The organism is Halovibrio salipaludis (genome assembly GCF_002286965.1).
In the GTDB taxonomy this organism is placed as follows: domain Bacteria; phylum Pseudomonadota; class Gammaproteobacteria; order Pseudomonadales; family Oleiphilaceae; genus Halospina; species Halospina salipaludis.
Window position 1 is genome coordinate 222,769 of record NZ_NSKD01000003.1, and the last position, 21,459, is coordinate 244,227.

Genomic DNA, 21,459 nt, shown 5'->3' on the forward strand with positions numbered 1-21,459 from the left:
ATCATGTTCAACAAGGTACTGATCGCCAACCGCGGCGCCATCGCCCGCCGCATCACCCGCACACTGCGCGAAATGGGCATTACCAGCGTCGCCGTCTACGCCGAAGCCGACGCCGGCTCCCTGCACGTCCGCGAGGCCGACGAAGCCTGGCCCCTGGGCGATGGCAGCGCCACCGAAACCTACCTCAACCAGGACAAGCTCTTCCGCATCATCGAAGACGCTAACATCGACGCCGTCCACCCCGGCTACGGCTTCCTCAGCGAAAACCCCGACTTTGTCGAACGCTGCGAAGCCGCAGGCGTCGCCTTTATCGGCCCGCGCCCGCACCAGATGACCGAGTTCGGGCTCAAGCACACCGCCCGCGAAATCGCCGAAAAAGCCGAAGTGCCCCTGCTCCCGGGAACCGGCCTCTTGGACGACAAGCCCAACGCCCTGAAGGCCGCCGAGGAGATCGGCTACCCGGTCATGCTCAAGAGCTCCGCCGGCGGTGGCGGCATCGGCATGCAGATCTGCCATGACAGGGAAACTCTGGACAAGGCCTGGGACAGCGTACGCCGTCTGAGCGCCAACAACTTCGCCAACGACAGCGTCTTCCTTGAGAAATACATAGAGAATGCCCGACACATCGAAGTGCAGGTGTTCGGTGACGGCAACGGAAAAGCCGTGGCCCTGGGCGAGCGGGACTGTTCCGCCCAACGTCGTCACCAGAAAGTCCTGGAAGAGGCACCCGCCCCCAACCTGCCCGACGACGTACGTGCCACTCTCCACGGGACGGCCCCGCGCCTGGTCTCGGCCGTGGATTATCGCAATGCCGGCACGGTCGAGTTCATCATGGACCAGGACACCCACCGCTTCTATTTCCTGGAGATGAATACCCGGCTGCAGGTGGAGCACGGCGTAACGGAGCAGGTCTATGGAGTGGATCTGGTCGAGTGGATGGTGAAGCTGGCCGCCGGTGAACTGGGTGACATCGAACAGCTTGCCGCTAACCTGAAACCCACCGGCCACGCCATCCAGGCCCGCCTTTACGCGGAAGACCCGAACAAGGACTTCCAGCCCTGTGCCGGGCTGCTGACCCATGTGGAATTCCCGGAGGCGGACGGCGACCGGCGGCGCATTGACCACTGGATCGAGGCCGGGCTGGAGGTCTCCGCGCTCTATGATCCCATGCTGGCCAAAATCATCGTACACGAGGCCGGCCGTGATCAGGCTCTGGCAGCGCTGCAGCAGACACTCGCGCAGACCATCGTCGAAGGTATTGAGACCAACAGGGAGTATGTATCCGCGATCCTCGCGGACGAGGTCTTCGCCCGGGGCCGCATGACCACCCGCTACCTGAACGATTTCAGCTACCAGCCCGCAACCATCGACGTGCTGGCCAGTGGCACCATGACCACGGTGCAGGACTACCCCGGCCGCATCGGTTACTGGCCGGTGGGCATCCCGCCCTCCGGGCCCATGGACAACCTCAGCTTCCGACTCGCCAACCGCCTGCTGGGCAATGACGAGGGCGCCGCCGGGCTGGAGCTGACGCTGAACGGCCCCACCCTGCGCTTCAACAGCGCCACCACCATCGCCCTTACCGGCGCGGACCTGAATGCCACCCTGGACGGCGACACCTTGCCACTGAACCGCACCGTCCCGGTCACGGCGGGCCAGACCCTGAAGCTGGGCAAGGTCACCGGCGACGGCGCCCGCGCCTACCTGGCGATTGCCGGGGGCATCCAGTGCCAGCCCCACCTGGGCTCACGCAGCACCTTTACGCTCGGCCAGTTCGGTGGCCATGGCGGGCGGGCGCTGCGCACCGGCGATGTGCTGCACCTGGATGCGGAGGCTTCCGCACCCGAGGCGATGAGCCTGCCGGACGCCATGACGCCCGGGCTCACCACCCACTGGACCCTGCGCTGCACCTACGGGCCCCATGGCGCGCCAGAATTCTTCACCGAAGCGGACATGGAGACCTTCTTCAGCGCGGATTGGCAGATCCACTACAACTCCAACCGCACCGGCATCCGCCTGGTTGGTCCCAAGCCGGAATGGGCCCGTCGGGATGGCGGCGAGGCGGGCATGCATCCCTCCAACATCCACGACAACGCCTACGCCATCGGCACCGTGGACTTCACCGGCGACATGCCGGTGATCCTGGGGCCGGATGGCCCCTCTCTGGGCGGCTTCGTCTGCCCGGCAACCGTCATCCAGACGGACCTCTGGAAACTCGGGCAGCTCAAGGCCGGCGACACCGTGCGTTTCGAGCCTGTGAGCCTGGACGATGCCGACCGCCTTACCGAGGCCCGTAACCAGAGCATCGAGGCGCTTGAGGATCGGGCACCGGCGGTCACTTCATGGCGCCCTGCCTCCCCCATCCTCCAGTCCCTGAGCGCTGAAGAAGCGGGGTTGGCCGTCACCTACCGGCCCTGCGGCGACCGCTACCTGCTGGTGGAATACGGGCCCATTGAGCTGGACCTGCGCCTGCGCTTCCGCGCCCATGCGCTGATGCTCTGGCTCCAGGAGCAGGATTTCGAGGGTGTTCTGGAATTGACTCCAGGCATCCGCTCGCTTCAGATCCACTTTGATCCGCTGGTCATGGACCGCCAGCGACTGCTGCAGGTTCTGAAGGAGGCGGAAGAACACCTCCAGCAACAGAAGGAACAGAAGGTGGCCTCGCGCATTGTCTGGCTGCCCCTGTCCTGGGATGACGAGGCCTGCCACGAGGCCATCCGCAAATACATGCAGTCGGTGCGCAGCGACGCGCCCTGGTGCCCCAGCAACCTGGAGTTCATCCGGCGCATCAACGGGCTCGACAGCATCGATGACGTCAAGGAGATCCTGTTCTCCGCCAGCTATGTGGTCATGGGCCTGGGCGACGTCTACCTGGGCGCGCCGGTAGCCACCCCTTACGACCCCCGCCAGCGCCTGGTCACCACCAAGTACAACCCGGCCCGTACCTGGACGGCGGAGAACTCCGTGGGCATTGGTGGCTCCTACCTGTGCGTCTACGGCATGGAAGGCCCCGGCGGTTACCAGTTCGTGGGCCGTACCCTGCAGGTCTGGAACCGTTACCGCCGCACGCGCCACTTCACCGAACCGCACCTGCTGCGCTTCTTCGATCAGATCCGTTTCTACGAGGTCAGTTCGGAAGAGCTGCAGCAGATCCGGCGGGATCACCCCAAGGGCGACTTTCCGCTGCAGATCGAGGAAACCACCTTCGACCTGGACGAGTACCAGCAGTTCCTGGAGGCCAACGCCGAAAGCATCCGGAGCTTCACCCAAGCCCGCAACCAGGCCTTCGAAGAGGAACTGGAGCGCTGGGTCGCCAGCGGCGCCATCAACTACGAATCCCAGCAGGACCTGGGCGAGCACGAGGCGGATGAGCTGCCCGAGGGCACACCGGTGGAGTCACCCACGGCGGGCAATATCTGGCAGCTGCTGGTCAGCGAAGGCGACACCGTGACGGAGGGCCAGGTGGTAGCAATCCTGGAGTCCATGAAAATGGAGATCGAGGTCACAGCCACTGAATCCGGCAAGGTGGTCCATATTGCCCGGGACGAAGGACAACAGATTGATGCCGGCCAGGCGGTGATGGTGCTGGGGCACTGAACACAACGGGGCTGTCCTCCGGATGGAGATGCTTGATGTAGTCCTGGTCGCCAGCCGCTTCGCCGCCGGCCAGGATCACCCTCGCTTGCGGGCCCCGAAGAACACAAAGCATACCGGGTCATTCAGTACCGGCGGCAACGCCCGGTAGATACTCAATCGCGTCGTGAACGATCTCCAGGTGACGGTGACACTCGGTACGACTGCTGGCACCGCCCAGACAGATCCGTAGCGCCTCCGGGGCCGGGCCGCGCATGGTAAAGGTATCGGAAACCACCGCTGCCACACCGCAGGACCGCAGCCGGTTGCCCAGCTCAACCCGGGTCCAGGGCGCAGGCACCTGGAGCCACAGATGGAAGCCCTCGGGCTGTGCTCGATAATCCATCCCTTCCAGCACTTCCCGGGCCAGCATCTGCCGGCCTCGGGACTCCTCCCTGATGGCCCGGGTCATAGCACGTACTGTTCCATCCTCGATCCAGCGTGTGGCGAGCCGGATCATGGCCGGGTTCGCCATGACCACCAGTCCCGAGAGGGTTGAGTTGAGGCGTGCTGTATAGCGGACGTTGGGAAGAACCAGGAAACCGATACGCATCCCTGGGCCCAGTACCTTGGCGAGCCCCGCCACGTAGAACGTCAGCTGCGGCGCCATGGTAGCAATCGGTGCCGGACGCTCTTCGGGCAGGCACCCATAGGGATCATCCTCGATGATCGGGATGCCATAGCGCTGGGCGACCTCGGCAATTGCCCGGCGCCGCTCCATAGGCATGGTCACCGTCGTCGGATTGTTCAGCGTGGGGTTGATGTAAAGCGCCTTCGGGGGATCCGAGGCGCAGAGCGCGGCAAATGCCTCCGGATCCATGCCTTCGGTGTCTGTCGGCAGGCCCACCAGGCGCACCCCCAGATGTGCCGCGATTCCCTTGATGCCGGGATAGGTGACGGCTTCACAGGCAATGCTGTCACCAGAGCGGGCCAGCGCTGCGAACAACCCCAACAGTGCACCGTGCGCGCCCGGACAGATCAGCACATTGGCCGGATCGACGCCTGTCAGTCGATTGGACAGCCAGCTCGCCGCCGCCTCGCGATCCGCCATGGTTCCACCGAATTCCTGGTAACGGAGCAACCCATACAGATCCTCCTCCCGGGCCAGGCTGGCAAACCCCGACCGTAACCGGTTGATCAGATCGGGATCATGGGGTTCCGGCGGCATGTTCATGGACATGTCAATGACACCGATGGGGCTGCTGCGCTTCACCGGCGTGGCCGCGACTTCCCCTCTGACATAACTGCCACTGCCGGGGCGGCCACGGATCAGCCCCCGCTCCGCAGCTTCCGCATAGCCACGAGCCGCCGTGGTGAAATTGATGTCCAGGGCCCTCGCCACTGTCCTCAGGGCGGGAAGTTTCTGTTCCGATCGCAGGTGGCCCGATTGTATGTCCTCATCGATCGCATCAGCGATCGCATGGTAGGTGGGCCGTTCACTGCGGTGAATCCGGTTCGCCCACCGGCTGAGATCATTACCCATCCCTGTGCTCCACTCTGGTTCAACGCTGACAACTCCTGCTTCCAAGGGGTGCACTACAACCCCGCGCCCGTTTACGGCAGGACACTGGCGAGGCTATCTGCACACAACTCCTTGTTTCCGACGCAGCCTATACTTACAGCAATTGATGGGTCAATGATCGCATATCGATCGCAATGATTGGCACGAGGATTGAATCCCTAAAGATGAAGCCGGTCGGCGCCATGCCATTCCGGACTTCCCATTAAGCCATGACCGCTATCAGGAGTATCCATCATGCCCGAAGTCAGTGCTCCCAATTATCAGAAGGGTGATTTCTACGTCGACTACGAAGAGAAAGTCTTCGAGGACGTCCAGGCCGAACCCGGCGAGAAAGCCCTGGTCACCTTTCATACGGTGGCTTTTGAAGGCTCCATTGGCCTCGTGAACCTGCTGCAGGCCAAACGCCTCCAGCGCAAGGGCTTCGAGACCAGCATCCTGCTCTACGGCCCCGGCGTCACCCTGGGCGTACAGCGCGGCTTTCCCACCATCGGTGACGAGGCGTTTCCCGGGCACCAGAACTACGAGGAACAGCTCAAGTCCTTCATGTCCGAAGGGGGCAAGGTCTATGCCTGCCGGTTTGCGCTGCAGGCCCTCTACGGCCACGGGGAACCTGCACTGGTCGAGGGAATCCGTCCCATCAATCCCCTGGATGTGCTCGATCTCCAGCTGATTCACCGTAACGAAAACGCCTACGTCGTCCACACCTGGACCATGTAGGCGCAAAGGAGCAAGACGATGGCCGAACCGCAGACCGTGCGCGTCGCCGCCGTCCAGCTGCAGCCGGTGCTCGATTCACCGGACGGGACAGTGGAACGCGTGCTCGGAGAGATTGCCGAAGCCGCCAGAGATGGGGTGGAACTGATCGTGTTTCCCGAAACAGCGGTCCCATACTACCCCTACTGGTCCTTCGTGATGCCTCCCATGGCCATGGGACCAGCGCACCTGGCCCTCTATGAGCACGCACCCACGGTCCCCGGCCCGGTCACCGATGCGGTGGCCGGCGCTGCCCGCAAAAACGGCATCGTAGTCGTTCTGGGCGTCAATGAGCGCGACCACGGCACCCTCTACAACTGCCAGCTTGTGTTTGATGCCGATGGGCGTATCGCACTCAAGCGCCGCAAGATCACCCCGACCTACCACGAACGTATGGTCTGGGGTCAGGGTGATGGCAGCGGGCTTCACGCAGTGGACACAACCGTCGGGCGTGTTGGGGCACTGGCCTGCTGGGAACACTACAATCCGCTCGCCCGCTATGCCCTGATGGCGGATCACGAGCAGATCCACTGCAGCCAGTTTCCGGGGTCGCTTGTCGGCCCCATCTTCGCCGAACAACAGGAAGTGACCCTGCGCCACCACGCCCTTGAAAGCGGATGCTTCGTAGTTAATGCCACAGCCTGGCTGGACGCGGACCAGATCGCCAGCGTCACCGAGGACGCCAAACTCCAGAAAGGCATTTCCGGTGGCTGTTACACCGCCATCATCCAGCCCGACGGCTCTCATGCCACCGAGCCACTGCGCGACGGACCCGGCCGGGTAACGGCAACAATCAACCTGGACCTGATCACCAAGCGCAAGCGCATGATGGACTCCGTTGGCCACTACGCACGCCCCGAGCTGCTGCAGCTCTGGATGAATGACTGCTGCCAGGACACCGTGACCCGTGGAGTAACCGGGGCGTCACACCACCATCCGATTCCGGAGGAAACACGCCATGAGCAATCCGAACCAGAAGCTCCTGACGGAACTACAGTCACAGGGCCTGCGCCTGGTTGAAACGGAGACCGGGGCGCCCAGCCGCCGTGGTGGTGCCGGCCCATCGGACCACAAGGCGGTAACGGTGGACGGCCAGACCGTAATGGTTCCCATACACACGGAGCTGGCCCGGGAATCCCCCTTCGCTACGGACAGGGACGGTAACCTGACGCGCGACGGCGAATCCCTGAAGACCATTGAGTTCGCCCACGAACCTCTCTTCTACCAGCGACAGACTGAGGACGGTATTCCCTACTGGAAAATCGCCCAGCTCCACGGCAGTGATGTCCTGGCGACGACGGTTCTACAGACCTGTGTGCGTTACAACCAGCGCAGCACCTCCTGCCAGTTCTGCGCCATTGGCCAATCCCTCGAAGAGGGCCGCACCATAAAGCGCAAGTCCCCGGAGCAGCTGGCGGAAGTGGCCAGGACAGCAGTGGACCTGGACGGCGTTCAACACATGGTGATGACGACCGGCACACCCAACTTCACCGACAGGGGCGCGAGCGTACTCTGCGAGAGCGCCTTTGCAGTGCGGTCCGCCGTGGACATTCCCATCCAGGCCCAATGCGAGCCCCCGGATGACCCCGCTTGGTTCCGCCGCCTTAAGGCCGCAGGCGTCGACTCGCTGGGCATGCACCTGGAAGCCGTTACACCCGAGGTCCGCGAACGCATCATGCCAGGCAAGGCCCAGGTCACACCGGACCAGTACCTGGAGGCCTTCCGGGAAGCCGTAGCGGTATTCGGGCACGGCCAGGTGAGCACCTACATCCTTGCGGGCCTGGGTGACAGCCGCGAGGCCATTCTCGAAATGAGTCAGAAACTGATCGAGATCGGCGTCTACCCCTTCGTGGTGCCATTTGTTCCGATCACGGGCACACCACTTGAGGATCACCCGTCACCGGACCCGACCTTCATGCACGAACTACTGCAGCCCCTGGGCCGGATGCTCTCTGAGGCTGGTCTCCATTCAAGCGAGATCAAGGCCGGCTGCGGCCGGTGTGGGGCCTGTTCATCACTGTCCGCCTATGAAGAGGAGTCGATCAGCGATGTTACCTGATACCCCCGACAACACGGTGGTTCCCTTCCGCCCCGGCGCCTATACCGTCAGGCTGGCCAACCGGGGCTGGGAGCGGGATCATGCGCTGGCCCTGAGACACCAGGTTTTCTGTGTCGAGCAGGGTCTGTTCAGCAAATCCGACAGGGATGAAGTCGACCGCCACGCCCAGCCAATCGTAGCCCTTTCCTGGTACTCCGGTATGGCGGACCAGGTCGTGGGGACGGTCAGAATCCACGAGGCCAGCCCCGGTCTCTGGTACGGCTCGCGGCTGGCTGTGGCAGAAGGCTACCGCCGCATGGCCTGCCTTGGCACCGAACTCATCCGGCTTGCGGTGGGTACAGCCCATGCGCGGGGCTGCACTCGCTTTCTGGCCCAGGTCCAGCAGCGCAATGTGCCACTGTTCGAGTCCCTGCACTGGCAGGCACTTGAAACCATCGATGTACGCGGTCGGCCCCACGCCCTTATGGAAGCTGATCTGGCCCAGTACCCGCCCTGCGCCGAAAGCGAGCTGGGCATTGTCACCACCAGCCACCGGGTCGCCTGATGCTTGATGCGCTGGTTGAGGCCGTACATGCCAGCCCTGGCATCGCAGGGAAGGCCGACATCGCGCCGGTGATGGAGCGGCTCGCCCCGCATGGCGCCGAATCCGGTGCTATCCGACTCGGTGATGACTGCGCGGCGATTCCGGATGGCGACGGCTGGTTGCTGTTCGCGATGGAAGGCTTCCTGAACACCCTGGTTGCGGAAGAGCCCCATTTCGCTGGCTACTGCGGGGTCCTTGTCAACATCAGCGATATCGCTGCCATGGGCGGTCGCCCCACCGCCGTGGCCGACGCCATCTGGAGCCGGGACCAGGAACACATGACGCCCATTATCGAGGGCATGATGGAGGCCTCCAGGGTCTACAACCTGCCCGTCGTAGGCGGCCACAGCAGCACGGCCAGTGACGGGGAACAGCTGGCAGTGGCCATCATCGGCCGGGCCCGCCAACTGCTGACCAGCTTTGATGCTGCCCCCGGCGACCGTTTGCTCGCCGCCATCGACCTGCGGGGCCACTACCACGAACCCTGGCCCAACTGGGATGCCAGCTCAGGCCAGGACCCGCAACGCCTGCGTCAGGATCTCGCCCTGCTGCCGGAGATCGCGGAAGCCGGCCTGTGCCGTGCGGCAAAGGACATCAGCATGGCCGGATTGATCGGTACCGCCCTCATGCTTTTCGAAAGCTCAGGCGTTGGCGCCACCCTCTACATCGACGATATCCCGATGCCGGAATCCACGGACCCCATACGCTGGCTCGTACACACCTTCCCGAGCTACGGCTTTCTTCTGGCTGTGGCCCCGGAACATGAGGAAGCCGTGATCGAACGTTTCGCTGAAAGGGACATTGCGTGTGCGCGTATCGGCACCTGTGACGCCACCCGAACCGTTCGGCTTCGAAACAACGAGGGTGAGCGTGGGATCTGGGACTTCCACCAGACACCTCTTACGGGGTGTCCAACCGTTACCCCCGAACAAGGAGCCTAACCATGCCCCAGGTCTGGTTTCACGTCCGCTGGCCCGATAACCACGTGACCCGGTGTTACTCGCCATCGACGGCCATCCGGGATTACCTGGCACCGCACACTGATTACCCCGTTACCGATTTTCTGGAACGCAGCCGACAGGCGCTGACGCAGGCCGGTGAGCGTGTTCGCCAGAAATACGGCTATGCCTGTAGCAGTGCGGCGGACCAGCTCGAAACACTGGAGATCACCGCCCAACCCTTTGTTGATCAGACGGATGCCATGATCCGTGTGGAGGAGTTTGAATCATGACTCGGCAGACGCCCTTTGCCCCCGTAAATGACCAGATCCACTGGCCCGTCATCGTTATCGGCGGCGGCCAGGCCGGCCTTTCCGCCAGCTACTGGCTCCAGCAGCACAGCATCCGGCACCTGGTGCTGGAAAAACACTCGGTGGGCCACGCCTGGCGCAACAACCGCTGGGACTCTTTCTGCCTGGTAACGCCGAACTGGCAGTGCCGGCTCCCGGGCTTCCCCTATGACGGCAATGACCCGAACGGCTTCATGCCCCGCGATGCCATCGTTGATTACATCGAACGCTATGCCGCCTTCGTCAAACCGCCCCTGCTTCAGGGTGTGACGGTTGAGACCCTGCAACAGCACGACTCCGGAGGCTACGAGCTGGTAACCACCGAGGGAAGGTTTACCGCAGACCAGGTGGTCATGGCGGTCAACGGCTATCACGTCCCCAACTGGCCAAGGCTCAGCGAACGCCTGCCAACGTCCATCGGGCAGTTGCATTCATCCGACTACAAGTCCCCCGAAACGCTGCCTGCCGGCGAGGTCCTGGTCATCGGCACGGGCCAGTCGGGGTGCCAGATCGCGGAGGACCTGCACCTGGCCGGACGCCGCGTTCACCTCTGTGTCGGCCGGGCACCCCGGGCGCCGCGCTGGTACCGGGGCCGTGATTCCGTGGACTGGCTGGAACGCATGGGTACCTACGATGTGAGCGTGGAGGAACACCCGGAACCGGCCTGGGATCTACGCCACAAGGCCAACCACTACATGACCGGCCGTGACGGCGGGCGCGAGATCGACCTGCGCCGGTTCGCCCTGGAAGGCATGCAACTCTATGGTCGGGTTGCCGACATCCGTAACGGTACCCACCTGATCTTCGGGCAGGATCTCAGACAGAACCTGGACGCGGCGGACGACACCTACTGCCGGATCCGGGAGAGCATTGACCGCTACATCGAAAAGAACAATATCCAGGCCCCCTTAGAGCCCGAGTACCGCCCCGTTTGGGAACCAGAGCGTGAGCCGGCGGAACTGGACATCGCGGACACCGGCATCACCAGCGTCATCTGGGCCACCGGCTTCCACAGCGATTTCAGCTGGGTCCAGCTTCCGGTTTTCGACGGCGCCGGGGAACCAGTGCACCAGCGTGGCGTTACGCCAACGCCGGGCGCCTACTTCCTCGGCCTCCCCTGGCTCCACACCTGGGGCTCAGGCCGGTTTGCCTCCGTGGGTGAGGACGCGCGCCACATCGTGGAAGTCATTGCCAGTCGCCTGGAAAACGCATCACAGGTATCACCGTCCGCGCAGGGGGAGGCTATCCAGGCCTGATCAGCGAAACCATCTCTCCCAGCTTCGATCATGATGCTGGGCAAATATGGATATGCTCCGGGAGCGATTCCCGGAGCACAGGGGACTGTTCGAGGCGTTGACACGGAAATAACCGCCACCAATCACAGGTGGCGGAAATGAAACCGCAGGTGGTCCTCGATGAAGCTGGCAATGAAGAAGTAGGAATGGTCATACCCGGGCTGATGCCGCAAGGTCAGGTCGCCACCAACCTCGCCACAGGCGGCTTCCAATGCCTCCGGCTGGAGCTGACCCGCTTCCAGGAAGTTGTCCGCACCCCCCTGGTCCACCAGAAGCGAATGCGGTGCCCCGTTAGCGCGGATCAGCTCGCAGGCATCCCATGCCTTCCAGGTGTCACGGTCATCGCCCAGGTAGCCCCCGAACGCCTTTTCGCCCCAGGAACAGTTGAGGGGATGACAGATGGGTGCAAAGGCCGAGACGGACTGGTAGCGCTCCGGGTTATGGAGGGCACAGACCAGGGCGCCGTGGCCACCCATCGAGTGCCCTGAAATGGCCTCCTGCCCACTGAGCGGGAAGGCGTTGTGCACCAGGTCCGGCAGCTCATCCACCACATAGCTGTACATGTGATAGTGCTGGTTCCAGGGCGCCTCAGTCGCATCCACGTAGAACCCCGCGCCCGATCCGAAATCGTAGCTGTCGTGCTCACCGGGCAGGTCCGTGCCACGCGGGCTGGTGTCCGGGCAGATGATCGCCATGCCCAGTTCAGCCGCCACACGGTGGGCACCGGCCTTCTGCATGAAGTTCTCGTCCGTGCAGGTCAGGCCCGAGAGCCACCAGAGCAACGGGACGGACTGGGTTTCCGCCTGCGGCGGCAGGTAGATCCCGAAAACCATATCGCAGTCCAGGACCTCCGAGCGGTGGCGGTACCGCCGGAGCCAGCCGCCGAAGCTCTTGTTCTCTGAAACCAGTTCCAGTGTGTCGGTCATGTATGTTCCTCAGTAGTGCAGGACGGTACGGATGCTTTCGCCGCGGTGCAGCAGCTCAAACGCCTCGTTGATTTCCTCGAAGGGCATGTTGTGGGTGATGAACTCGTCGATCTTCACCTTGCCCTTCATGTAGTCATCCACATAGGTGGGCAGCTCACTGCGCCCCTTCACGCCGCCGAAGGCGGAACCTTTCCAGACGCGCCCGGTCACCAGCTGCACGGGCCGGGTACTGATCTCCTCGCCGGCACCGGCAACGCCGATGATGATGGATTCGCCCCAGCCCTTGTGGCAGCACTCCAGGGCGGAACGCATGACGTTCACGTTGCCGATGCACTCAAAAGAGTAGTCCACGCCACCGTCGGTCTGGTCGATGATGACCTGCTGGATGGGATCGTTGTAATCGTTCGGGTTCACGAAGTCGGTGGCGCCGAACTGGCGGGCCAGGTCGAACTTCTCCGGGTTCACGTCGATGGCAATGATCCGCTCAGCACCGATCATCTGCGCGCCCTGGATCACGGCCAGGCCGATGGCGCCGAGACCAAATACCGCAATGGTCGAGCCCGGTTCCACCTTGGCGGTGTTGTGAACAGCGCCAATGCCGGTGGTCACGCCGCAGCCGAGCAGGCAGATCTTGTCCAGCGGTGCCTCCTTCGAGACCTTGGCCAGCGACACCTCGGGCAGCACCGTGTACTCACTGAAGGTCGAGCAGCCCATGTAGTGGTGCAGCGGCTTGCCGTTGAGGGAGAAACGCGAGGTGCCGTCCGGCATGACGCCCTGCCCCTGGGTGGCCCGCACGGAACTGCAGAGGTTCGTCTTGCCGGAGCGGCAGAACTTGCACTGGCCGCATTCCGCGGTGTAAAGCGGGATGACATGGTCGCCGGGCTGCAGGCTGGTCACGCCCTGCCCCACTTCCTGCACCACACCGGCGCCTTCGTGGCCGAGCACTGAGGGAAAAAGCCCCTCCGGATCCGCGCCGGAGAGTGTGTAGGCATCAGTGTGGCAGACACTTGTTGCGGCCATGCGCACCAGGACTTCGCCCTGCTTCGGGCCTTGCACATCGATTTCCTCGAGTACCAGGGGCTTGTTGGCCTCCATGGCGAGTGCAGCGCGTGATTTCATCGGAATCCTCCGGAAACGGTATGCGGGTTTATTGATTGGTATGGCGCAGTATAGGTATCTACGACCAGCGCTTTAATGCACCATACGACAAAGGATTATTGCTGGAGAGCAACAATGCAGCACTGGGACCGGATCGAGGCCTTTGTCCAGGTGGTGCGACAGGGGTCATTCGCCAACGCCGCCCGTCACCTGGGGGTTTCAAGCTCCCATGTCAGCCGCCTGGTAACCCGGCTGGAAACCCAGCTTGATACCCAGCTTCTGTACCGCACCACCCGCCAGCTGGGGCTGACAGACGCGGGCGAAGTGTACTTCAACCACTGTGCGCACCTGTTCGATGGTTTCCAGGAGGCCCTCAACGCCATCGGCGATTACCAGCAACGACCAAGCGGTGTCCTGCGTCTCACCTGTGCCGCCACTTTCGGGGAGCGCTACATTGCGCCACTGGTCAATAACTTCCTGCTCCGCCATCCCCAGCTGACTGTCGACCAGGAGTACACCAATCGCTGGGTGGATATCGTCAATGAGGGCTTCGATGTGGGGGTGCGTGCCGGCTCCATGCCCAGTTCATCGCTGATCGGGCGTCGACTGTGTGACAGGCGTGAATACGTTGTCGGTTCTCCAGCCTACTTCAGGCAGCGACCACGACCTGAGTCGCTTGATGATCTCGCCAGCCACAATTGTCTGGTGGGCTCCAACGACTACTGGAGCTTTGACGTCGCGCAGCAGCACCGCACGCTCAGGGTCCACGGCAACTGGCGGGGCAATTCCGGGGAGGCGCTTCTGGATGCGGTTCTGAAGGGGATCGGCCTGGCACAGCTGCCGGACTACTACGTGCAGCCCTACCTGGAGACGGGAGAGCTGGTTTCAGTACTCGATGACTGTATGTGTACCCACACTGCTGTCTGGGTCGTTTACCCCCGGCATAGGCACGTGTCTCCCAAGGTACGCCAGTTCGTGGATTTCCTGGTTGAGAACATCAACGCCGACGAAACACCTCAGTAACCCTCGATCCCCGGCTCGCCCTGTTCGAGCAACTGGCTTTCATCCTTCAGCGAGACGCCCGTCAGGCCGACCCGGAGTGCGCCCTTGACCAGGTACATCATGGTGTTTGCCGCCACCTCCGGCGCCTGGCCACCATCCCGGATATTCGAAAGGCAGTTTCGCTCGGCATCCGTGATACCCGGGCGCGGGCCATAGGTCAGGTAGGCACCCAGGCTGTCAGCCGCCGAGAGCCCCGGACGTTCCCCGATGAGTACGACCACCAGTTTCGCACCAAGGCCGGCGCCGATCGGATCACCAATGGCCACGCGCCCCTGGCGGGCCAGGACGATGGGCGCGAGACTCAACCCCTCCCCGGCAGCAAGCCTGCCAAAGGCCTGAATGAGCGGAACCGCGTTCTCCGCAACCGCCAGGCCGGACAGACCATCCGTAACCACGATGCTGACATCCCAGGGGGCCCCTTCCATTCCCTCAAGCCGCTGGTTCTCACCCTCTGCCAGCTGTCTGCCCAGGTCCGGCCTCCGCAGGTAGATCTCACGCGAGTCAGCAGCGCTGGCGACCTCCGCGCAGGGGTACCCGAGTTCTTCGATACGCGCCTTCAGGGCGCCGAAGTCGAGTTCGTAGTAGACCGCATCACGGGCTCGGGCCCAGTCATACTGGAAGGCCAGCAATTCCCTGGTGCCCAGGCTTGAGCCTGCAGTGCCCAGGGCAATCCGGGCGTTGGTCAGTTCACGCAGGCGGCGGTAGGCGGGTGGCAGTTCCCGGTTCATGTCGGGTCCTCCATGGCGGCGGCCGGGAGCTGCCGGGCGTGCGCCAGCAACTTCTGGTCCCCGCTCGGGGACAGCAGCCGATTCTGGGCGTCGAATACGCCCATGGCCTGCAGCCACTGCTCGAATTCAGGCGCCGGGCGTTTGCCCAGCAGCTGGCGGATGTAATTCACATCGTGAAAGGAGGTGCTCTGGTAGCCGAGCATAATGTCGTCCGCTCCCGGCACTCCCATCACGAACTGGCACCCAGCGGTTGCCAGCAGTGTCAGCAGGCCATCCATGTCGTCCTGGTCCGCCTCGGCATGGTTGGTATAGCAGACATCGCACCCCATGGGCAGCCCCATCAGCTTGCCGCAGAAATGATCCTCCAGCCCGGCACGGGTGATCTGCTTGCCATCCATCAGATACTCCGGGCCGATGAACCCGACCACCGTGTTAACGAGCAGTGGGTCGAATTCGCGGGCAACCGCATAGGCACGTGCCTCGCAGGTCTGCTGGTCAATGCCATGATGCGCGTCTGCGGACAGGGAACTGCCCTGTCCGGTCTCAAAATACATAACGTTCTGGCCAATGCTTCCGCGCCCGAGCTCAAGCGCTGCTTCATGGGCCTCCCGCAGCAGCGCTAGATCAATCCCGAAGGCGCTGTTCGCAGCTTCGGTTCCGGCGATCGACTGGAAGATCAGATCGACCGGCGCATTGCGCTTCATGGCTTCAATCGCCGTCGTGACATGCGCCAGGACACAGGACTGCATGGGAATGGCGTAGGCCTGGCGGAGATCATCCATCAACTGCGTCAGCGCGATGTAGGACTGGACATTGTCCGTTGCCGGATTGATGCCCACGGTGGCATCGCCGCAACCGTTCAGGAGCCCATCGAGAATGGAGGCCGCAATCCCCGTCGGGTCATCAGTGGGGTGGTTCGGCTGGAGGCGGGAACTGAGCCGCCCTTCTCCACCAATGGTATTACGGAACCGGGTCTCAATCTGGATGCGACTGGCCACGAGGATCAAGTCCTGGTTCCGCATGAGCTTGCTGACAGCGGCCACCATTTCCGGGGTCAGTCCCGGCGCCAGCCGGGCCAGCGCCTCACCGTCGGCCTCGTAGCCCAGGAGCCAGTCCCGCCACTCCCCCACCGTCATGTGCGCAATCGGGCCGAAAGCCCCTGCATCATGCTGGTCCAGAATCAAACGGGTTACCTCATCCTCGTCATAAGGAATGATCGGTTCCTCAAGAAACCGCGAGAGCGGCACATCAGCAAGCGCCATCCTGGCCGCCACCCGTTCCTCGGCTGACTCGGCCGTTACTCCCGCCAGCTGGTCACCCGATCGGAGCGGACTCGCCCGGGCCAGCAACGTGGCCAGATCCGGAAAGGTGTAGCGCCGCGCGCCAAGATCGACCGAATAGCCCTTCATCTTTACCCCCTGTCAACGGCATTCCCTTTCTGGGCCATGCAAGTTGGCTGCCACACGCATCGCGTCACTCCTTCTGGGAGAACACGGTCATGGCGAGAAAGCGAATCGGTACCCGGTTAAGCCGCTCGGGCCCGTGGGGAACCTGAGCGTCAAAGGTGAATGAATCCCCCGGTTCCAGGGTGTAGACATGCTGACCGTGACGGTAATCGATCTGCCCTTCCAGCATGTAGATAAACTGCACCCCTTCGTGCTGGAAGGTGGGGAAGGCCTCGCTTTCATCGTCCATGGAAATCAGGAAGGGCTCGAAATTGCGCTGATGCCCACGGTTGTACGCCAACAGATGATAGGTGTGCCCCTTCTTGGTGCCCCGACGCACCACTTCAAGCCCGTCACCGGCCTTGACGTGCTGGGCACCGCCTTCCGGTGAATCGTAATCGCGGAACAGCTGGGACAGAGTCAGCCCCAGTACACTGGTGAGGCGGGCCAGTGAATCCAGGCTCGTGGCCACCTGCCCGTTTTCGATCTTGCTGACCATCCCGCGGCTGAGCCCCGCCAGTTCCGCTACATCCGCAATCGTGAGCTCCTGGTTGATGCGGGTCTGGCGAAGCACCGTTCCGATGTAGCTTTCAAGCCCCATCTGGCGGTCCTCGTCAACGACCCTAGTCGCCAGTGTCTTGGGCACATAAGGATCTTTCGTCACGGCAACCGGTACCTTCTTCTGATCGACGTTCATCCCGGGGCTACCTCCCGTAACCCCGGGCATGAAGAATCAGTATAGCAAGGGGGCGCGGTCAACCAGGTGTCGATCCGGGAACCCATTCCGTACCAGCGAGGGGCACCCGCGCCATGGCAGCGGCCTCCATGTTCAGGGCCACCAGGTCCTGGGGCTCAAGGTTATGCAGGTGCGACTTCCCGCAGGCCCGTGCGATCGTCTGGGCCTCAAGGGTCATGACCCGGAGGTAGTTGGCCAGTCGCCGCCCCGCCTGCTCCGGATCCAGGCGGGCCGCCAGTTCCGGATCCTGGGTCGATATGCCCGCGGGATCCTGGCCTGCCTGGTAATCGTCGTAGAAGCCAGCTTCCGATCCAATCCGCTGATAATCCTCGCTCCAGCGCGGATGGTTGCACCCCAGGGCAATCAGGGCCGCGGTCCCGATGCCGACGGCATCCGCCCCCAGCGCCATGGCCTTCGCAACATCCGCGCCACTTCGGATGCCACCGGAAACGATCAGTTGTACACGCCGGTGCATACCCATCTCCTGCAGGGCCTGGACCGCCTGTGGAATCGCAGCAAGAATCGGGATACCGACATGCTCGATGAACACTTCCTGGGTGGCCGCCGTACCGCCCTGCATGCCGTCGAGGACCACCACGTCGGCACCGGATTTCACCGCCAGCTTGACGTCGTAGTAGGTGCGACTTGCGCCCACCTTTATGTAGACCGGCGTCTTCCAGTCCGTGATCTCGCGCAGTTCCTCAATCTTGATGGCAAGGTCATCGGGGCCTGTCCAGTCGGGATGACGACAGGCGCTGCGCTGGTCGATGCCTGCCGGCAGGGTGCGCATCTCGGCAACACGGTCACTGATTTTCTGGCCCATGAGCATGCCGCCGCCGCCCGGCTTCGCGCCCTGCCCCAGAACCACCTCGATGGCATCCGCCATGCGCAGGTGATCGGGGTTCATACCGTAGCGTGAGGGCAGGTACTGGTAGACAAGGGTGCGGGACTGACCACGCTCCTCATCCGTCATGCCCCCATCCCCGGTCGTGGTACTGGTCCCCACCGCCGAGGCGCCGCGTCCGAGAGCGTCCTTGGCATTGGCCGACAACGCCCCGAAACTCATGCCCGCAATGGTTACGGGAATATCCAGATGCAGCGGCCGGCTCGCGTAGCGGTCCCCCAGGACCACGTCTGTGGCGCATTTTTCCCGGTAGCCCTCCAGGGGATAACGGGACATGCTCGCCCCGAGAAAAAGCAGGTCATCAAAATGGGGCAGGTGGCGTTTGGCCCCGAAACCGCGGATGTCGTAGATGCCGGTATCCGCGGCGCGCTGAATCTCATGAATCGTGCGCCGGTCAAAGGTGGCGGATTCACGCAGCCCCCAGTCTTCGGTACGGTCACTCATGGCTGTCTCCTTGTTCGATACCGGCATTGTCGACGTGAAAGTTGTAGAGCTCCCGGGCGGAGCCATAACGGCGGAACTCGCTGGGATCGAAATCCATCCCGGCATGCGCCAGAAGGCCCCTGAGTTCCTCCCGGTGTTCGTCACGCATGGGCTTTTCGATGCAGTCCGCTCCAAGTGATTCCACCTGCCCCCGGACATACAGACGGGCCTCGTAGATGGAGTCACCAAAGGCTTCTCCCGCGTCCCCACACACCACAAGCCTTCCAGCCTGCCCCATGAAGGCACTCATATGACCCACGTCACCACCCACGACAATGTCGATCCCCTTCATCGAGATCCCGCAGCGGGCAGAGGCGTTGCCCTCAATGACGAGCAGGCCGCCATGGCCGGTGGCACCGGCGGACTGCGACGCGTTGCCGCGCACCCGCACAAGGCCCGACATCATGTTCTCGGCCACCCCCACGCCCACGGTTCCGTTGACCACAACGGTTGCGTGCTGGTTCATGCCAGCACAGTAATACCCGGCATGGCCGTCAATGGTCACTTGCAGCTCGTCGTTCAGGCCGCAGGCAAGCGCATGGCGCCCGTCCGGGTCACTGACATACCATTCGGTACCTCCATCCATGGCCTGGGGATCGTGAAGCGCTGAGTTCAGCTCGCGCACTGAATGCTCAGCAAGACTCAGTTTTTTCATGTTCCCGTCTCCTCGCTGGCCTGCTGGGCGTTTTCCCAGACATAAACCCGTCCCGGCTCGGGCTCCCACACGCGCGCCCCGGAGATGCCCGGCAGACGCGCCAGTGCCCGGTATTCCGAGGCCATTGCCACATAGGCATCCGTCTCGGCGAGCACCGCTGGTTTGCAGGCAATAGGGTCACGCAGTACGGCGAACCCATCCCGGGTGCCAATGGTGAAGGTATAGAAACCGTCAAGATCCTGGATGGCGCTCTCCAGAGCCTGGGTCAGGGTTTCACCCTCGCGCAGCTTCCAGGTCAGATAGGCCGCGGCCACTTCCGAGTCATTCTCGGTTTCGAACGTCATCCCCTGACGCTCGAGCTCCAGCCGCAACCGGTTGTGGTTCGACAGTGACCCGTTATGCACCAGACAGAGATCCAGGCCCGTGGTGAACGGGTGGCTGCCCTCCATGCTGACCGCACTCTCGGTCGCCATACGGGTATGGCCGATGATATGCGAGCCCTGCATACCGCTGAGGGAGAACCGGTCCGCCACCAGCCTGGGATGCCCAACTCCCTTGAGGATTTCGATACTGTGGCCAACGCTCATGAGGCTCACCGCCGGTGCGTTCCCGGCCAGCCACTCACGCACCCGCTCCTCCCCGGAGTCGGTCTTGATCACAACCGCCGTGGCGTTGCGGAACCAGTCCAGCTGGCCGCCAAGGTCCCGTTCCATGGCGGTGACCAGCCCCTCCCAGTCGTAGCCGGGTTCCGCGCTCTGGAGCGTAAACTTGAGCTGGTCTGACGGCACCTCATCCCCATAGATGGCGAAACCGGCACTGTCCGGCCCACGGTCCGCCATGGCCAGCAGCATGGGCTCGAACAGTTCACCGAGCCGCGGTTCCAGCGACGGATCCTTCAGATACAATCCAACAATTCCACACATAGTCCTGATCTCCTCGCATCACCGACTCAGAAGAACTCCGCGTAACGCGCGACTTCCCAGTCAGAGACATGACGACTGTATTCAATCCACTCATCCCGCTTGATCCGCAGGAATTCGCTGACCACGCCCTCCCCGAGCGTCTCCTTGAAAAGGGGATCGGCCTCCAGGGCATCCAGAGCCTCGTTGAGGTTCTGCGGCAGAAGCCCGATGCCGGCTTCCTCGCGCTGCTGGGGCGACAGGTCGTAGAGATTGATGTTCTGGGCCTTGCCCGGGTCCAGGCCCCGCTCAACCCCGTCCAGCCCCGCAGCGATCATGGCGGCGGTCACCAGGTAGGGATTACAGCCGGAGTCCGGAAGCCGGAACTCCAGCCGGCCGTAGGGCACCCGCACCATCGCAGAACGGTTGTTGTCGCCGTAGGTAATGTACACAGGCGCCCAGGTAGCCCCGGAACTGGAGCCGCCTACCACCAGTCGCTTGTAGGAATTGACGGTGGGTGCGGCGAAGGCGCAAAGCGCGGGCGCGTGGTGCAGCAAACCGCCCAGGAAGTTGTACGCCAGCGGTGACAGGCCCAGCCCCTGGGGGTCGCTGTCGTCACCGAACAGATTGCGGCCCTGCTCATCCGTGATGGACATGTGGTAGTGCATACCATTGCCCGTGCGGTTCGACATGGGCTTGGGCATGAACGAGCAGACCATCCCCATCCGGTTGGCGATTTCCCCCGCCCCCATCCGAAGCAGCACGAAACGGTCGGCGGACGTGAGGGCATCACTGAACTTGTAGTTGATCTCGAACTGGCCGTTGGCATCCTCGTGGTCGATCTGGTACACCTCAAAGCCCACCTCCTGGAGGCTGGACACCAACTCCTCCAGGAAGGAACGGGCACGGGAAAGACCCTTGTAGTCGTAACAGGGCTTATCCAGGTTGTCGGTGTCGTCCACCAGCTGCAGCTGCCCCGAGTCACCACGCACGAACAGCGAGAACTCCGGCTCCAGCCCGGTATTGAAGGTCCAGCCCCGTTCGTTCAGGCGTTCCAGCTGTCGCTGAAGAACGTACCTGGAGTCGTAGGGGTGGGGCTCATCATTGACGTAGCCCGTGCACGCCAGGCGTGCGTAGCCGGGCTGCCATGGGATCGGGGTGAGCGTATTCAGGTCTCCCCGGGCCATGAAGTCAGGACCATGGGGCTCGATCCCCAGGCCCCAGACAGCAAACCCGGCGAACCCGGCACCATCCTCGACCACGTTCATGAGACAGTTCGCCGGTACGGACTTGGTCTTGGCCACACCATGGATATCCACGAACTGCGCCAGAACGTATTGGATGTCATGCTCTGACAACAGTGTTTCAGCTTCTCTTTGCAGCATGGTCC

The 21,459-nt window shown here is 63.0% G+C and carries 19 protein-coding genes; 9 read left to right on the forward strand and 10 right to left on the reverse strand.

The window, feature by feature from the left end; genetic code table 11:
- The first annotated feature begins 3 nt into the window (after positions 1-3).
- Positions 4-3,597, forward strand: a complete 3,594-nt coding sequence (gene uca, locus CK501_RS08720; protein WP_095617351.1) for an urea carboxylase — start codon at positions 4-6, stop codon at positions 3,595-3,597.
- 118 nt (positions 3,598-3,715) lie between these two features.
- Here the strand turns inward: uca and CK501_RS08725 are convergent, their stop codons facing one another.
- A complete protein-coding gene (locus CK501_RS08725; protein ID WP_095617352.1) occupies positions 3,716-5,116 on the reverse strand; it encodes an aminotransferase-like domain-containing protein in 1,401 nt (466 codons plus the stop codon).
- A gap of 273 nt (positions 5,117-5,389) precedes the next feature.
- Between CK501_RS08725 and CK501_RS08730 the strand changes: the two genes are divergently transcribed.
- From CK501_RS08730 to CK501_RS08760, 7 genes are read left to right on the forward strand one after another with little or no spacing between them, the layout of a single operon-like run.
- The gene (locus CK501_RS08730) at positions 5,390-5,872 is read left to right on the forward strand and encodes an MSMEG_0572/Sll0783 family nitrogen starvation response protein (RefSeq protein ID WP_077531005.1); all 483 of its coding nucleotides are present in this window, start codon (positions 5,390-5,392) and stop codon (positions 5,870-5,872) included.
- 18 nt (positions 5,873-5,890) lie between these two features.
- On the forward strand, positions 5,891-6,928 hold the full coding sequence (locus CK501_RS08735; protein ID WP_095617353.1) for a Nit6803 family nitrilase: 1,038 nt from the start codon (positions 5,891-5,893) through the stop codon (positions 6,926-6,928).
- Positions 6,867-7,967 (forward strand): MSMEG_0568 family radical SAM protein, encoded by a 1,101-nt coding sequence (locus CK501_RS08740; protein ID WP_198949448.1) that lies wholly within the window; start codon positions 6,867-6,869, stop codon positions 7,965-7,967. Before CK501_RS08735 ends, CK501_RS08740 begins: the two co-directional genes overlap by 62 nt.
- Positions 7,957-8,511 (forward strand): MSMEG_0567/Sll0786 family nitrogen starvation N-acetyltransferase, encoded by a 555-nt coding sequence (locus CK501_RS08745; RefSeq protein ID WP_095617354.1) that lies wholly within the window; start codon positions 7,957-7,959, stop codon positions 8,509-8,511. Before CK501_RS08740 ends, CK501_RS08745 begins: the two co-directional genes overlap by 11 nt.
- On the forward strand, positions 8,511-9,491 hold the full coding sequence (locus CK501_RS08750) for a sll0787 family AIR synthase-like protein (protein ID WP_077531002.1): 981 nt from the start codon (positions 8,511-8,513) through the stop codon (positions 9,489-9,491). Before CK501_RS08745 ends, CK501_RS08750 begins: the two co-directional genes overlap by 1 nt.
- A gap of 2 nt (positions 9,492-9,493) precedes the next feature.
- Positions 9,494-9,781 (forward strand): MSMEG_0570 family nitrogen starvation response protein, encoded by a 288-nt coding sequence (locus CK501_RS08755; protein ID WP_095617355.1) that lies wholly within the window; start codon positions 9,494-9,496, stop codon positions 9,779-9,781.
- A complete protein-coding gene (locus CK501_RS08760) occupies positions 9,778-11,094 on the forward strand; it encodes an MSMEG_0569 family flavin-dependent oxidoreductase (RefSeq protein ID WP_095617356.1) in 1,317 nt (438 codons plus the stop codon). The genes CK501_RS08755 and CK501_RS08760 overlap by 4 nt, the downstream gene beginning before the upstream one ends.
- A gap of 122 nt (positions 11,095-11,216) precedes the next feature.
- On the opposite strand, the gene fghA is transcribed toward CK501_RS08760, so the two are convergent.
- Entirely contained in the window at positions 11,217-12,059 is an 843-nt protein-coding gene (gene fghA / locus CK501_RS08765; protein ID WP_095617357.1) for an S-formylglutathione hydrolase, read from the reverse strand.
- A gap of 9 nt (positions 12,060-12,068) precedes the next feature.
- Positions 12,069-13,178 carry an S-(hydroxymethyl)glutathione dehydrogenase/class III alcohol dehydrogenase gene (locus tag CK501_RS08770; protein WP_095617358.1) on the reverse strand — a complete coding sequence of 370 codons (1,110 nt, stop codon included), beginning with the start codon at positions 13,176-13,178 and terminating at the stop codon, positions 12,069-12,071.
- A 114-nt stretch (positions 13,179-13,292) separates the two neighbouring features.
- Between CK501_RS08770 and CK501_RS08775 the strand changes: the two genes are divergently transcribed.
- On the forward strand, positions 13,293-14,180 hold the full coding sequence (locus CK501_RS08775; protein ID WP_095617359.1) for a LysR family transcriptional regulator: 888 nt from the start codon (positions 13,293-13,295) through the stop codon (positions 14,178-14,180).
- Here CK501_RS08775 and eutC read toward each other — a convergent pair.
- From eutC to glnT, 7 genes are all read right to left on the reverse strand, one after another.
- Complete coding sequence (eutC, locus tag CK501_RS08780) at positions 14,174-14,947, reverse strand: ethanolamine ammonia-lyase subunit EutC (RefSeq protein ID WP_095617360.1); 774 nt, start codon at positions 14,945-14,947, stop codon at positions 14,174-14,176. The two genes, CK501_RS08775 and eutC, sit on opposite strands and share 7 nt — an antisense overlap.
- Positions 14,944-16,356, reverse strand: coding sequence for an ethanolamine ammonia-lyase subunit EutB (locus CK501_RS08785; RefSeq protein ID WP_095617361.1), 1,413 nt, complete (start codon positions 16,354-16,356; stop codon positions 14,944-14,946). Before CK501_RS08785 ends, eutC begins: the two co-directional genes overlap by 4 nt.
- Positions 16,357-16,420: 64 nt before the next feature.
- On the reverse strand, positions 16,421-17,089 hold the full coding sequence (locus CK501_RS08790; protein WP_095617362.1) for a helix-turn-helix domain-containing protein: 669 nt from the start codon (positions 17,087-17,089) through the stop codon (positions 16,421-16,423).
- A gap of 58 nt (positions 17,090-17,147) precedes the next feature.
- Positions 17,148-18,476: an FMN-binding glutamate synthase family protein gene (locus CK501_RS08795; protein ID WP_095617363.1), complete on the reverse strand. Its 1,329-nt coding sequence runs from the start codon at positions 18,474-18,476 to the stop codon at positions 17,148-17,150.
- Positions 18,469-19,170 (reverse strand): protein glxC, encoded by a 702-nt coding sequence (locus CK501_RS08800; protein ID WP_095617364.1) that lies wholly within the window; start codon positions 19,168-19,170, stop codon positions 18,469-18,471. Before CK501_RS08800 ends, CK501_RS08795 begins: the two co-directional genes overlap by 8 nt.
- Positions 19,167-20,093 (reverse strand): class II glutamine amidotransferase, encoded by a 927-nt coding sequence (locus tag CK501_RS08805; protein ID WP_095617365.1) that lies wholly within the window; start codon positions 20,091-20,093, stop codon positions 19,167-19,169. The genes CK501_RS08800 and CK501_RS08805 overlap by 4 nt, the downstream gene beginning before the upstream one ends.
- 26 nt (positions 20,094-20,119) lie before the next feature.
- Positions 20,120-21,454, reverse strand: a complete 1,335-nt coding sequence (gene glnT, locus CK501_RS08810) for a type III glutamate--ammonia ligase (RefSeq protein WP_095617366.1) — start codon at positions 21,452-21,454, stop codon at positions 20,120-20,122.
- Between the last annotated feature and the right edge of the window lie 5 nt (positions 21,455-21,459).

What these genes read in the sequence shown, in the direction of transcription:
- CK501_RS08795 (WP_095617363.1), bottom strand. Translation starts at nt 18,476, where the DNA reads ATGAGTGACCGTACCGAAGACTGGGGGCTGCGTGAATCCGCCACCTTT.
- CK501_RS08805 (WP_095617365.1), bottom strand. Translation starts at nt 20,093, where the DNA reads ATGTGTGGAATTGTTGGATTGTATCTGAAGGATCCGTCGCTGGAACCG.
- CK501_RS08740 (WP_198949448.1), top strand. Translation starts at nt 6,867, where the DNA reads ATGAGCAATCCGAACCAGAAGCTCCTGACGGAACTACAGTCACAGGGC.
- fghA (WP_095617357.1), bottom strand. Translation starts at nt 12,059, where the DNA reads ATGACCGACACACTGGAACTGGTTTCAGAGAACAAGAGCTTCGGCGGC.
- CK501_RS08730 (WP_077531005.1), top strand. Translation starts at nt 5,390, where the DNA reads ATGCCCGAAGTCAGTGCTCCCAATTATCAGAAGGGTGATTTCTACGTC.
- CK501_RS08725 (WP_095617352.1), bottom strand. Translation starts at nt 5,116, where the DNA reads ATGGGTAATGATCTCAGCCGGTGGGCGAACCGGATTCACCGCAGTGAA.
- CK501_RS08750 (WP_077531002.1), top strand. Translation starts at nt 8,511, where the DNA reads ATGCTTGATGCGCTGGTTGAGGCCGTACATGCCAGCCCTGGCATCGCA.
- eutC (WP_095617360.1), bottom strand. Translation starts at nt 14,947, where the DNA reads ATGAACCGGGAACTGCCACCCGCCTACCGCCGCCTGCGTGAACTGACC.
- CK501_RS08760 (WP_095617356.1), top strand. Translation starts at nt 9,778, where the DNA reads ATGACTCGGCAGACGCCCTTTGCCCCCGTAAATGACCAGATCCACTGG.
- CK501_RS08785 (WP_095617361.1), bottom strand. Translation starts at nt 16,356, where the DNA reads ATGAAGGGCTATTCGGTCGATCTTGGCGCGCGGCGCTACACCTTTCCG.
- glnT (WP_095617366.1), bottom strand. Translation starts at nt 21,454, where the DNA reads ATGCTGCAAAGAGAAGCTGAAACACTGTTGTCAGAGCATGACATCCAA.
- CK501_RS08770 (WP_095617358.1), bottom strand. Translation starts at nt 13,178, where the DNA reads ATGAAATCACGCGCTGCACTCGCCATGGAGGCCAACAAGCCCCTGGTA.
- CK501_RS08745 (WP_095617354.1), top strand. Translation starts at nt 7,957, where the DNA reads ATGTTACCTGATACCCCCGACAACACGGTGGTTCCCTTCCGCCCCGGC.
- CK501_RS08755 (WP_095617355.1), top strand. Translation starts at nt 9,494, where the DNA reads ATGCCCCAGGTCTGGTTTCACGTCCGCTGGCCCGATAACCACGTGACC.
- CK501_RS08800 (WP_095617364.1), bottom strand. Translation starts at nt 19,170, where the DNA reads ATGAAAAAACTGAGTCTTGCTGAGCATTCAGTGCGCGAGCTGAACTCA.
- uca (WP_095617351.1), top strand. Translation starts at nt 4, where the DNA reads ATGTTCAACAAGGTACTGATCGCCAACCGCGGCGCCATCGCCCGCCGC.
- CK501_RS08790 (WP_095617362.1), bottom strand. Translation starts at nt 17,089, where the DNA reads ATGAACGTCGATCAGAAGAAGGTACCGGTTGCCGTGACGAAAGATCCT.
- CK501_RS08775 (WP_095617359.1), top strand. Translation starts at nt 13,293, where the DNA reads ATGCAGCACTGGGACCGGATCGAGGCCTTTGTCCAGGTGGTGCGACAG.
- CK501_RS08735 (WP_095617353.1), top strand. Translation starts at nt 5,891, where the DNA reads ATGGCCGAACCGCAGACCGTGCGCGTCGCCGCCGTCCAGCTGCAGCCG.